Consider the following 13,085-nt stretch of genomic DNA (forward strand, 5'->3'; position numbering starts at 1 on the left):
CGAAGGAGATGTTAGCGCTGGCACGAGATTGCAGTGAACGAAGTGAACAGAGCAATCGCAGTGACACTCGAATGGGTCTGAAGCTCCTCTACATTAAGGACAAAGGAGCGAAGACGTCTCCGAGCACGCGGTGTTATGCGTAGTGCCTATGGTTTTATAAGGTGGGACGGAATAAAGCCGAATTTTGTAGATTCTCTTAACCATCCTTGATAATCGGGAAAAAGATTTAATCCCGATAGATTCAATTGCTCTAAGTAAAAAGTTACATCTTGTACATTAATTTGTTTTAAGTTTACGATAATATTTGCATGTGAGCCTATTCTATTTGTGAAACTTTCTAGACTAGGTTTTTCTTCGACTATTTCATAGTCAGTTATTTTTTCATCGAGTGTTGAAAGCCCAATTATATTATTTTTAGTATTTGTATAAGAATTTATAGGTAACAAGAAGCAACCATTTTGCATTGTTATTCTTTTATTTCTTCTAGGCGGGTCTACCCTTACAACGAGTCTTGGTATCTTGGGCATTTTACTTCCAAAAAATGTCTTTAAACTGTATTTCAGTAGTGTATTCAGGGCAATATTTAATTTTTGATCATCAACTAAATTCTCAGTTTTATATTTTTCGCGACTATCTGGATTTATTGGGTCTGTCCATTTTTTAAAATCCTGAATATTTCTTTCAATATTTATCAGCTGAGTTTTTAAAGATTGGTCTAAAAAATCCCGATTTAAACAAAAAATTGTTGGGTTAAAATCTTTTATTAAATCACAAAAAGCAAAATACAAAGCTACAGAAAATGAATAAGTAAAGTCTACCAATCTTGATCTCCCACCATAATGTTGAATATTTGACCAAAGCTCTAATAAACTATTCTGATCACAGTTCCATTCATCTCCAAAATTATGAATGATTTTATATATTTTGGATTGAATAATTGATTCTTCAATTGAATACCCTCTGGTTGATAATTCGCTTTCGTCGTACGCTCTCTCAATAGAAGATTGTATACCGTACACTTCTTTCGGGACTCCTCTGAAAATATATGAGCTTTTTGATGTTGCTATCGCGACTGTTAGGTCTGATAAATCTCTTAATGTTAATAATTTGTATTTATAAAATTTCATAATTTTCCGGCATTACGCATAACGAGGAGCTCAATCGCAGTTGTCGATAGCTGAGTCTCCGAAGGAGACGTTAGCGTTGGCACGAGATTGCTTGAACAAAGCGAAAAAGCAATCGAAGTGACACGACAATTGCCCCAAGCCCTCTTCATTGAAAACAAAGGGCGCAGGGGGTTTCCGATTGAGCGGAGTTATTCGAAGTGAGCTACTATCAATTAATAGCCCTGCCATCAGTACCTTTAGGTATTTTTATTACCTCTTTACTTTCCTCATCATGCTCGATAACGATTATTAGTAAGATGCCCGATTCTAAATTTAAAGTCTTCCACAAATCAATATATGGTTCAATCTCGTCAAAATTTCCGATTCTATCCGTTAAGAATTTATATAAATTCCTAGATGGCAAAACAAGAACCCCAGCATCTAAAATACCTTTTATTAATCCAAGCGCCATTTTATTCAATGCTCGATGAGTTGAAGATATATTTCCAGTTTCCCATTCAATTGCAATTTTTCTATTATCAGTTTCTAATATTAAATCTAGGTTGCCTGGTTTTTTTCGGGAAGCAATATCAAGGGGTTTTTCTGCCTCCCAGCCTTTAACGACCAATCTTTTAACAAAAGTGTCTTTTATGGGCTTTACTCCATTTCCTTCACCGCGCTTCTTACCACTTTCTGGATAAATAGTAAATTTTCCGCTACCTGGTGGCCAGTCAACTTCCTTAACTTCTTCAATTATTCCATCTCGTATAATTTTCCAGTCTATAGATTTTGAATAATTTCCTTTTTCAATTAGAGTTTCTATATGAACTACTTTCAATCTATCCTTCTACATGGTCTGTATTTTTATGTGCATGGACATCATCAGACTCGAACCGATCTTTTATATCATCTGCATAGTCAATTTCAATACCAATCCAGTGACGGTGTTTATTTTCACAGGAGATAAACGTAGTTCCACTTCCACCAAATGGATCTAAAACTATATCGCCAGGCAAAGTGCTCATTTCTATTATTCTATCAGTAATTTTAGTTGAAAGTGCGTTGGCTTTTCTATTTTCAGATTTAAATTTCCTGTGTCTGACAGGTGGAACATCTGTCCAAACATCTTTAAGATTTACTCCAAGAGGATTCATAGCTTTTCTATGACCTCCGTAATCTTTAATTTCACGATGGCAATGCCTGCATAATTCAATTGGTGTCCTAATTTTTCTAAATGTTTTTGGTTTACCTTTAGTATAATAAAGTAGACTATAATGGCTTGGATATAGTCTCCCTTGAATTGGAAGTAACATGTTTAACTCTATTGCAATCCAATGTCTAAAATCCATTCCAAGTTCATTAAGATAAGAACCTAAGAGTATATTCCATTTAGGTAAATTATAAAGGAAAAATGCCCCACCCGGTTTTATTATTCGAACACACTCTCTTATCCATTGCTTTGACCATTCAATGTATTCATGCTCAGGTCTTTTATCATCAGTGTTCTTTCTATATATTTTTCCAATATTAAAAGGTGGGTCCGCAAATATAGTATCAATAGAATTCTCCTTGATCTTTGGAAGAATTTTCATACAATCCTGATCAAAAAGAGTTCCTAAATCTGATTCAAAATATGGTTTTGGAATTTCATTAAAAAGAAGTTCCCAATCAAATGTTGATGTCGGGTGGATTAGTTTAAGTTGCGCAGATCTTCCCATTACTCAACATAATTTGAGACATAAGATTATTTTCAAGCTAAAACTTATCGAAGGAAAAAGGAAGAAATAATGTGATGTAAAATATTATCTAATTTAGATATAAGGCTTAGCTCATTTCGAATAACGGGGAGCGTTGCTGCCGTTCGGGATAGCTGAGTCTCCAAAAGAGACGTTGGCGTTGGCACGAGATTGCTTGAGCGAAAGCGAAGAAGCAATCGCAGTGACACCCGAATGGGTCTGAAGCTCCTCTTCCTTCAGATCGAAGGAGCGAGGACGTTTCCAGCAACGCGGAGTTATGTGCCGTAAGTGTTGCTACGGATTGTCATTAAGCCCATTAATTAATATTTGAATGTTATTTTCGAACCATGTATCTGGAAGATCAATATTTATTTTAAGGCTATAATGATCAATCACGGTGTTTAAAGATTTTGAAAGATACTTTGTCGCATTATACATTTGGTCAAACTCAAAAGTCGATTTAATAAAAATTGGAGAGCGTATATATTTATGGAAAGGACTATTGTAGGGAACCGAGTCAATTCTCCCCGTATGATTCCACATGCTATGAGTCGCTGAAGAAAACGGTATGTATAAGGCGTTATAAGTATTTAATATTTCCGCCTCCTCCGCCATTTTGCGAGTGCTAATTCCAGACCAATTCCCAATATTTACATCCTGTAAAAAAATGTAGTGTTGTGAATTAATCCAATTTTGTAAATTTTCGATAAGATCATGCATGGCCTCCTTTTCTTCATTATCCATTTCATCCGTGATTTGGTTTTTAATATGTTCAATCTGAAGTTTTAGTTGTCCAAGTCCGTATGAAATATATAGCTTTGATCTGAGTTTGGGAGATTTCAATATCCAAGCGAGCGTTATGTGACAATCGATCATCGATCTCAATAATATAGGTGCAATATGGACATCCCAAATGTCTGGATTTTTTGACATTTTTATTGCGATATTGCTTTGACGGTTAATTAAGGATCCAACTACTTCATATTCAGAAGAATCATATGTGTCTATAGGTAGGCTAGTCCATATGTCATTTACTATTGAATGTGTGTGGTTTCTAAAATTATTAGCAAATACAATTATAGGATGATTAATATTTGGATCTGTGTCAATTATATCGATAGGAATCTGAATTTTTTCTATTGAAATTCCGTTTCTCCAAAAATATTCAGACCAAGAGCTTCCCAATTCATCTTGAATATTCATGTATGAAGAATTAACATGATTTCTAATTCTACCATGTAATTGTTGGGATTCGTAAGATTCTGGATTTTCGATAATTAACCTAAAATTAGGAACCGAATTATTATCTGGAAAATGGGATAATCCATTTTCATAATCTGAAATGCAAATTATAGATTGAATGACTGTTGAGAAATCTGATCTTCGATTAAAGGTTAATTGAATAAGTTTTTTTAATGTGGATTTATCCTTTTCGATTTGATGATCAATATCACCAAAAATAACTTTAAAAGGATTATTTTCTGGGTAAAAAGCTATAAATTGTTGAATCGATTTTACGAAATCCAATTTCATTTCTGAATTATTTAAATTGTTTTGCAATAATTTGACAGTCGATGATTCCAGTTTATTAAAACTTGAGATAAAATGAAAAGGGAATCGCTCCGAATCATGAATACTAGTGTAGCAAAGAGATAGGAATTTAAGGCTCAATTCGGAACCCTTCTCTAACCCAAACTCCAAGATAGGGAGTCCAAGCCAGATAATTTCTGGAAGTAAATCGTCAATATAGTTAATTTCTTTGATCGGGAATTTTTTAACAAACTCTGGTGTAAATATTTTCCTTTCTTGGATGTGACCTTTAAGAATTATTTTTTTGTTTTTCATATAAATTCAATTTCACTTATGGCACATAACGAATGAGCTTGCCGACGTAGATCCTAGGTGAGCCTCCAAAGGAGGCGTTACCGTTGGCACGCATTCTTGCTCTTGCAAGAATCGTGACTAGGATCTATGTGTCGAAGACCAAGCCGGTATTCCGGCGCTGCGGCAAGCGAAAGTTATACGGCGTACCCATTTTTAAATTTCTAAAGCTATTTCACTTGAATATTCTGATCTTTTAATGGTAGGCGTATATCACCAACAAAAACATATCTGATCTTTCCATTGTTCATCATTTTGTGAATCGCTTGTCTTGTAATTTTATATTTCTTCGCCATTTCATCAACGCTTGCTAATTGTGATGCGACAACTTTATCCGAGTCCACCTTTGCTTTCAATTCTGCAATTGTCGCATTAATCTTTGATTGACTTCTCTTGGAAAATATTGCATCTCCACATTTATTACACTCGTAACCTTCCAGACCATTGACCATTTCTTTTCCATAATCTTTTACTATAAAATTAGTCTTCAAATTTAACTTTTTCTTCATTGATCCTTGAGATCCGCACGATGGGCAATCTTTCCATACTTTATCTTTCATAGTTGCTATCCTCTTTAAAAGAAATAATAAGAGCATCCTCTTCTAAAATTTGTAATTTAATATATATATGCTTTTCTTGAATTCTCATTTTGTAAACATCATGCCAAAGCTTTACATTTTGATGTGACGTCATTGATTTATAAAAATTTTCGTGACTTAACTCTAGAACATTACTGACTATTCCTTCATAATCAAAACCGAAACTTTCAAGGGCTGTTAATTGTGCTTTCTTTGTAATAAATACACTACCACTTCGTATAAGATCTTTAATTACCTTCAAAGAATAATGAGCACGTTTTTTCTCCACTTATTACACTATATTTAAATAGTGTACATTGTCAACCATTTAGATCGATCGGATGTAAAAGTCAATTCTCTTGTGTAGAGATTTTGGGTATGCCGTATAACGAGGAGCGTTGCTGCCGTTCGGGATAGCCGAGTCTCCAAAGGAGACGTTGGCGTTGGCACGAGATTGCCTGAGCGTAAGCGAATAAGCAATCGTAGTGACACCCGAATGGGTCTGAAGCTCCTCTTCACTCAGGTCAAAGGAGCGAAGACGTTTCCAGTAACGCGGAGTTAATCGCAGTTATCAAATGCTTAAGTATTATCATTCACATATTTAACAAATTCATCAGCAATTTTTGGAGGATTTGCTAGTTTAGTTTGGTCAGCTATTTCATCATAATATTCAAGTTCATGAACAATAATTGGTATATCAGAATTGAATTTATTCCTTATTATCCCTTCTTCGTGTATCCTTTTAGAACATTCTATCGCTAAATTTACGAAATGTTTTTTTATAAGATCTAATTTATTTTCAATTATTTCACTATAGTCAACTTCAATTTCATAATTAGATACATGAAGTCTTTTTATTTTTAACAAATTTATCCATAAATTACGACCTTTTATATCATCTTCCGAACAAATAGCGGCTAATTCATTTTGTAACCAATATGCATAATTCCATTTAGCCTCGGATTTACTTGATGCATTTTTTATTTCAATTTTCATATTTTTTATTGTGTTAAACCCTAAAATTAGATTAGGAAATCTTGGATCGTCATCTTCATCATTAATATAAAAAGAGAGCGCATAAATATCCTTTATATCTTTTTCTTCTATACTGTTAATTTTATTCTTTAATGTTAAGTATAAATATTCTTGGAATTCTAATGAGACAGATTTAACCTTCCAACTTTTAATTATTTTTTCAAATATTATAATCAATAGTCTAAAGAACGCTGTTATCATAAATCTTTTCTCCATACGATAAACATATCATTATTTACATTTCACTCAAATTATATTTTTTTAATGTATACTAGATTCAACCAGTCATTTTGTTGCACTTATGGGTTGAATTCGCTTATTATTAAAATATTTTTTTTTATATTTTTTTGATGATTGCGATTAACGAATGAGCTTGCCGACGTTCCTCGTAGCTGAGCCTCCAAAGGAGGCGTTAGCGTCGGCGCGTCTTCTTGCCCTGCAAGAAGCGTGACGAAGAGGAATTTGTCGAAGACCGAGCCGGTAGTCCGGCGATGCGGCAAGCGAAAGTTAGCCGCTGTGATTTATAATTTACCAGGTCGTTCTAAGTCCTTTAATCTTTAATTTAGAAATAATTGCATCTTTAGAAATCAAAATAAAATTTCTTTTAATCGCAAGGTAAACTAAAAATAAATCAAATGGGTCTTTATGTCCAATTAAATCAAACATTGAAAAATTTATTGCTTCTTCGCTGGATAAATCTATTATTTCAATGCTCATTTGATTTAAAAGTTTTGGAATTTCTTCTGATTTGAATCCTGAAATTGTCAATTTTTTCAGCCGAATTTTTAGGGCAATTTCCCATAAAGAAAGACTTGTTACAAATATACCATTGTTTGGATTTTCTAAAATTCTTTGAACATTCTTACTAAGCTTTTCAGGATTTGAAATGCTCCAAAGAATACAATGAGTATCAATTAAATAATTCAATTTAAATTCAATTTAAATTCAATAATTCTTCTTCAGTCATCTTGAAGTTATTTGAGAAAGCGACTTTCGACTTTCCTTTAAGAATGCCTATTGCTCTTTTTCCTCCTTTAATCTCTTTCAAAGGCACAATCTTAGCTACTGGCTTTTTATTTTTACCGAATAGTATTTTTACCTCTTCCCCATTCTTAACTAATTCAAGTATACTAGAAAAATTACTCTTTAATTCACCAATTGGAAAAGCCTTCATGATTTCACAATCCTTTGTATTTGACTACTTGTCAAGTAAAATTTTGCTATCATTTAAATCAAATTTACTAAAATAACGAAACATATGTATTCCTATGGCGAACCTGCAATAACTTAAGAATGTAGATATTAATAACTGTATAAATCACAAACATAAACATTGTAGAAATATATTAAAATAATAAATGTATTCAAGTTCGTCATAGATTATTGTCTTTCAATCATGGCGGCTAACGAGGAGCGTGCTCGCCGTTCGGGGTAGCTGAGTCTCCGTAGGAGACGTTAGCGTTGGCACGAGATTGCCTGAGCAAAGCGAAGAAGCAATCGCAGTGACACCCGAATGGGTCTGAAGCTCCTCTTCACCCAAGGCAAAGGAGCGAAGACGTTTCCGAGCACGCGGAGTTATTCGAAGGCCTCTTTTATTTTGCTAAGTCTCTTGAATTAATTGTCAAGATGCTTTAAGAAGAATGTATTCCTTCTTTGATTTTCCATCTTTTTTTCTTCTTACCTTTGCTTTAATTTCTAAATCCATTCCAAGACTATCTAAATAATCAATCAAAGTTGAAATTTTCATATCCTTTCTTGATTCAAGTTTTGATAACCCAGACTGTGAAAAATTGGTAATATCTTCTTGTCTCAAACCTACTTGTTTTCTTAAATCTGCGAGATTTATTTGGAAAAGCATTTTTTCAGCTTTATTTTTTGCCCTCGTAATGCTTTCTGGGGAAAGTAACTTTTCAAGATTTTCTATCGGATTTCTTTTTACTTTTATTTTCATCAAAATTCTCCTTATTATCATTCAGCCATTTGCGATAAATTTTTTCAACAATCGGGATCATTTGATTATAAAATAGTTTATCATTTCCTCGTTTATCTCCACCAGCGAGAAGTAATCCAATTCTGTTTTCAGTAAAAACAAAAAAAATACGAATTACTTTCTGTTTAACTTGAATTCTTAACTCTTTTAAATTCTTAATCTTTGAACCTTGAATTGAGTCTGCAAATGGTCTTCCAAGTTGAGGACCCTTTTCTCGCAAAATATAAAAATGAGCTAAAATATCTTCTTGAATGTGGGATTCTAGCTTTAGAAGCCATAAATCAAACTCAGCAGTAGACTCGATTTCCCACACAATTGCAATTCTAATTGAGATAATTATTCAGTCAAGTGAATATTCACTTAAATTTATATTAGAAATCATTTTCTGAGGCTTTCGAATAACGAGGAGCGTTACTGCCGTTCGGGATAGCCGAGTCTCCAAAGGAGACGTTGGCGTTGGCACGAGATTGCGGTGAACGAAGAGAGCAGAGCAATCGTAGTGACACCCGAATGGGTCTGAAGCTCCTTTTCTTAAAGGGCAAAGGAGCGAAGACGTTTCCAGTAACGCGGAGTTAGTCACAGTAGCACTGTTACTTAATATTTTCTTCAAGAAATATAATTTTATAGCTTTCTTCAGATCTATATGCAGAATAAAATATCGGTAATTTCTCAATAGTATTTTCTTTAAATATTTGAATTATTTTACTTTTATTGCAATCAATCATATTAATACCAAAATAGATAGCTCTCAATTTATTCTTTTTGTAATATATTTTTCGCTCATCGCAAGCAAAGGAGCTCTTTTGATAAATTGATCGAAATTCCTCCTCATATTTCCAATCTTTACTTTTTTTCATAAAGATATCGGCTAATTTATTATACTCTGATGATAGCCCGTTAAAATAATTAGATTTACGATTACTATATGTAACCTTTTTTATAAAAATATTATTATTGTAGTCGCTATTATTTAAAAGTAATTGATTTGGTTCTATTTCTAACTTATAAACATTATCTTCTGCTTTCTCGACTTCAAATTCTAAACAATATCCAAAATGACTTTCTGCATAATGACTCCACATTAGTAAATTAGTATTAATGTAAGAAAAACAACAAATTCGATGATTCAAATTAAATTTACTTTGCTGAGTCTTATCAGCTTCAATCCCTTTTTTTATTATTGAGCGATTTAATCCAAAATTGTTAATCTCATCAGCATTTAGTTTTGGATATTTTGTATCTGGATACTTAAAATAAATATTAACTTGACAATCGAAAGGATCGTTAAATTGACTCGGATCATTAAAATATAGATAATTATTTTTAAGACTATCTAGAGCATTATGTGAAAAAGGAAAATATTTATACATTTTAACTCATTTTTGTAAAAGATTACTGCTATTGTGACTAACGAGGAGCGTTACTGCCGTTCGGGATAGCTGAGTCTCCAAAGGAGACGTTAGCGTTGGCACGAGATTGCCTGAGCGAAGCGATGGAGCAATCGTAGTGACACCCGAATGGGTCTGAAGCTCCTCTTCACTCAAACCAAAGGAGCGAAGACGTTTCCAGCAACGCGGAGTTAGCCGCTGTGAATTATTTTTAATAAATATTAAGCTCTTCCACATTTTTTACAAATTTAATAATGAAGACTTCGTCGTGAATAGGATCGGACGCATCTCCGCGTTCTTTAAATTCTCGGAGAGCTACATTGTAATTAGGAACTAATTCAAAGAATTTGGAAATCCCTGAATATTTTATTTTTCGATTCGAATTGACTAAACCCAATCCAAACGATTCTGGAAAGTGAAACGCTTTCTTGCCATGTATTTTATTATAGGGATTATGATAATATAGAGTGTTTACGAGATAAACCAAATCAACTGATTTATATAAATCTTTGTCAGTGTAAGAGTTTTCTGTGAAAAAACCAGTATTCCCTCCAAAATATGAATAAATTTCCTGAAGGTGATGAACATCATCACAGCAGATGATTAGAATATTTATTTCGTTATCTGATGATTGGATCGGAAATTTATTATTAGCACTGATAAGAAAATCTTTAATTGAATTATCTTCCCGTTTACCATCTATGAAATTTAAAGAAGTATCGATACTTTGCAAAGTTTTTAACGCTTCGAAGAATTTATCAAATCGTTCAAACGCTTTTACTTTGATTTCACTTTTTTGATTAAGTTGGTGTCTGTGGCTGATTCGGGGACACTTAATTTCAACGTTGAATTTATAATTTCCATCGGAAAATGAAAAGTCAACATCCGTGTTATTAAAGTTGTTTAACTTGGGTTCATATATAAATGTTTCGATAAAGTGACTTGAGAAATGGCTAGATATATCTAATTCACAGAGATTCTGAATTAATTGATCCAAATCGAGTCTCACAGTATTAGCTTGGAGCTTAGAAGAAAGTATAGTATTTTTCTGCTTTTTTGATATTTTCGGTTCCAGCAATTTCAAACTATCATTAATTAGAGAAAAATACCTTTCGAAATCTGGTAGAAGCGAAATGTAATCTCGATGGAAATTTTCTTTTGATATTTGAAATAGCATTTAATTCATGGCGGCTAACGAGGAGCGTGCTCGCCGTTCGGGATAGCTGAGTCTCGCAGAGACGTTAGCGTTGGCACGAGATTGCCTGAGCAAAGCGATGAAGCAATCGCAGTGACACCCGAATGGGTCTGAAGCTCCTCTACACCAAGACAAAGGAGCGAGGACGTTTCCGAGCACGCGGAGTTATACGCTGTTTTTACTTTTTTAATTGTATAAACTTTTCCGATAAGCTTTTATTCTCTTTTTTTAATTTTAAATTTTCTTCTTCTAGCCTCATTACCTTATTTTTTTCATCTTTAACTGCTTCAACTAAATCTATTCGCCGATTTTCATTTACCCAAGAATTTATAACAAATGAAAGGGCAGCTATTAAAACTGTTATAATAGTTACTATTAATGAAAGCAAATTTTTATTAGCACTAAGTATTTGCGCTTCTTTTTTAATCAATTTTTCATTTGTTTCATCAATTTCAATTTTGTATTCTCTAGAAACCTCAGCTTTTGATTTTCTATGAATCCACATTTCTTGATCAACATTCTTTAATGAACTCTTAAGATTTATTAATTTATCCTCAACTTCGTAAAACTCTCTATACCATTTCCAGAGATTCATCAAGTCATAGAAAAAAATACCGAATAATGGCTTCAGTGTAAAACGTTTAAATTTTAGCCATAATAAATTCCTATATTTCTTTCTATATTCTGACTTAATTTCATTTAATGTAATAGTATCTAAAAGAATTTTTTCTCCTATTTCATAGTAAAAAAAATAGTCATCAATTAAATATTCTCTTCTATCATTATAATATTTTATGCGTTCATCAAAATCAATATCTTTTTTTTGTGAGTATGGATAAAGATAACACAAATAGTCTACAAAGATTATTTCATTTATCTTTCCAGGATTTTTATTATAGTAATCAATCGCTTCTTGGTGACTATTAATAGTCAAAGCCAATCTCTCGTTTGTGGTTATTAACGCTTTATGATAAGGTTGAAAATTTTCTCCGCCATCATATAAAAAATATGCAATAATTTTCTTTGGGAGGTATTTATTTGTTAAATAGATACATTTTTCACCTTTATTCATAATTAGTAACTGAAATCTCTCTTTAGAATTTTTTAAAAATTGCGTATAACGAATGAGCTTGCCGACGTTCCTCGTAGCTGAGCCTCCAGAGGAGGCGTTAGCGTCGGCGCGTCTTCTTGCTTTGCAAGAAGCGTGACGGAGAGGAATGTGTCGAAGACCGAGCCGGTATTCCGGCGATGCGGCAAGCGAAAGTTAGCCGAAGTGAATGTTCTTTATATTTTGGTTTCCTTGAAATATTTCAGCATTTCGTAAATTTTTTCGAGATACGGAATAATAACCTGCAGATTTGCATATAAATGTTCTTTTGTGAACTCTTTTCCGTTCGGATGACCTGCATCATTTCGATTTGCTCTTATCAATTCAAAAATTCCAATGAAAGTGGTTTCGAAACCTTCGTTCAGATTTTTTGGGAAATTAGATTTTTTTAAAGTATATTCGGTTTTAAAAGCTTCGAATTTGGTTTTTATGAAAGTATTCTCAATCTTTTTTTTAAACTTAATTCTTTCATCTTCTTTATCGATAGAATCGGAAAATGTTTCAATAAGAAGAAGCATTGCTTTTTCAGAAGCACAACCCAGCGCAATTGTGGAAGACAAAAGCATATTAATATTATATGTTTCGATACTTTCTGTCAAGTATCTAATAATTATGTTATCAATAGAAGGAATTTTTTTAGTTACACGCAAAATATAACCACTTGGATCATGCGGAATTGGTTCGTTAGAATTTAAAACCTTTTCTCCGTAAGCAGTTACTTTCAAGAATGGCCACTCTGCATTAGAGCTATTAATTCCAATCGTTAGTACTCTTTCTATAATTAAATTCCAGATTAATTCCCTAATAAGATCTTCATCATCCTGGTGAAGGTAATAAGTAGTTTCATCCAAAGATATAATTCTGCTATCTGGTTTAAGATTATATTTTTGGACTGACAGTGCTGCTACATGACTGCATATTGTTAAATATTGTGTTTCATGTTTATTTTTTAATGCTTCTAGTATTAAGCTTCTTAATTCATTAATATCTAAATTTAGTTTTTCTAATTTCATGGATCCTTCTTTTTCTTCAAACAATTCATTTCGGCTAACGCTTTCTTGTCGCATA

General features: G+C 33.0%; 15 protein-coding genes. All 15 read right to left on the reverse strand.

What is annotated here, in order from left to right; translation table 11 throughout:
• Positions 1–146: 146 nt before the first annotated feature.
• Positions 147–1,127: an FRG domain-containing protein gene (locus O4O04_RS09595; protein ID WP_272535679.1), complete on the reverse strand. Its 981-nt coding sequence runs from the start codon at positions 1,125–1,127 to the stop codon at positions 147–149.
• Between the two features lie 208 nt (positions 1,128–1,335).
• Entirely contained in the window at positions 1,336–1,944 is a 609-nt protein-coding gene (locus tag O4O04_RS09600) for a BglII/BstYI family type II restriction endonuclease (RefSeq protein ID WP_272535680.1), read from the reverse strand.
• Between the two features lies 1 nt (position 1,945).
• The gene (locus O4O04_RS09605) at positions 1,946–2,824 is read right to left on the reverse strand and encodes a DNA-methyltransferase (RefSeq protein WP_272535682.1); all 879 of its coding nucleotides are present in this window, start codon (positions 2,822–2,824) and stop codon (positions 1,946–1,948) included.
• A 312-nt stretch (positions 2,825–3,136) separates the two neighbouring features.
• On the reverse strand, positions 3,137–4,369 hold the full coding sequence (locus O4O04_RS09610) for a DUF5677 domain-containing protein (RefSeq protein WP_272535683.1): 1,233 nt from the start codon (positions 4,367–4,369) through the stop codon (positions 3,137–3,139).
• Between the two features lie 524 nt (positions 4,370–4,893).
• Positions 4,894–5,283: a hypothetical protein gene (locus tag O4O04_RS09615; protein WP_272535233.1), complete on the reverse strand. Its 390-nt coding sequence runs from the start codon at positions 5,281–5,283 to the stop codon at positions 4,894–4,896.
• Positions 5,273–5,590 (reverse strand): type II toxin-antitoxin system MqsR family toxin, encoded by a 318-nt coding sequence (locus tag O4O04_RS09620; RefSeq protein WP_272535234.1) that lies wholly within the window; start codon positions 5,588–5,590, stop codon positions 5,273–5,275. The genes O4O04_RS09615 and O4O04_RS09620 overlap by 11 nt, the downstream gene beginning before the upstream one ends.
• Positions 5,591–5,880: 290 nt before the next feature.
• Complete coding sequence (locus tag O4O04_RS09625) at positions 5,881–6,537, reverse strand: hypothetical protein (RefSeq protein WP_272535684.1); 657 nt, start codon at positions 6,535–6,537, stop codon at positions 5,881–5,883.
• Positions 6,538–6,864: 327 nt separating this feature from the next.
• Positions 6,865–7,263, reverse strand: coding sequence for a type II toxin-antitoxin system VapC family toxin (locus tag O4O04_RS09630; RefSeq protein ID WP_272535258.1), 399 nt, complete (start codon positions 7,261–7,263; stop codon positions 6,865–6,867).
• A gap of 7 nt (positions 7,264–7,270) precedes the next feature.
• A complete protein-coding gene (locus tag O4O04_RS09635) occupies positions 7,271–7,510 on the reverse strand; it encodes a type II toxin-antitoxin system Phd/YefM family antitoxin (protein ID WP_272535259.1) in 240 nt (79 codons plus the stop codon).
• Between the two features lie 447 nt (positions 7,511–7,957).
• On the reverse strand, positions 7,958–8,287 hold the full coding sequence (locus O4O04_RS09640) for a helix-turn-helix domain-containing protein (protein WP_272535685.1): 330 nt from the start codon (positions 8,285–8,287) through the stop codon (positions 7,958–7,960).
• Positions 8,247–8,639 carry a type II toxin-antitoxin system RelE/ParE family toxin gene (locus O4O04_RS09645; RefSeq protein WP_272535686.1) on the reverse strand — a complete coding sequence of 131 codons (393 nt, stop codon included), beginning with the start codon at positions 8,637–8,639 and terminating at the stop codon, positions 8,247–8,249. The genes O4O04_RS09640 and O4O04_RS09645 overlap by 41 nt, the downstream gene beginning before the upstream one ends.
• 277 nt (positions 8,640–8,916) lie before the next feature.
• Positions 8,917–9,696 carry a DUF2971 domain-containing protein gene (locus O4O04_RS09650; RefSeq protein WP_272535687.1) on the reverse strand — a complete coding sequence of 260 codons (780 nt, stop codon included), beginning with the start codon at positions 9,694–9,696 and terminating at the stop codon, positions 8,917–8,919.
• A gap of 229 nt (positions 9,697–9,925) precedes the next feature.
• A complete protein-coding gene (locus O4O04_RS09655; RefSeq protein ID WP_272535688.1) occupies positions 9,926–10,891 on the reverse strand; it encodes a hypothetical protein in 966 nt (321 codons plus the stop codon).
• Positions 10,892–11,087: 196 nt separating this feature from the next.
• Positions 11,088–11,981 carry a hypothetical protein gene (locus O4O04_RS09660; protein ID WP_272535690.1) on the reverse strand — a complete coding sequence of 298 codons (894 nt, stop codon included), beginning with the start codon at positions 11,979–11,981 and terminating at the stop codon, positions 11,088–11,090.
• A 212-nt stretch (positions 11,982–12,193) separates the two neighbouring features.
• On the reverse strand, positions 12,194–13,084 hold the full coding sequence (locus O4O04_RS09665; protein ID WP_272535691.1) for a hypothetical protein: 891 nt from the start codon (positions 13,082–13,084) through the stop codon (positions 12,194–12,196).
• Position 13,085: the final 1 nt, after the last annotated feature.

It is taken from the genome of Leptospira sp. GIMC2001, assembly GCF_028462125.1.
In the GTDB taxonomy this organism is placed as follows: Bacteria; Spirochaetota; Leptospiria; order Leptospirales; family Leptospiraceae.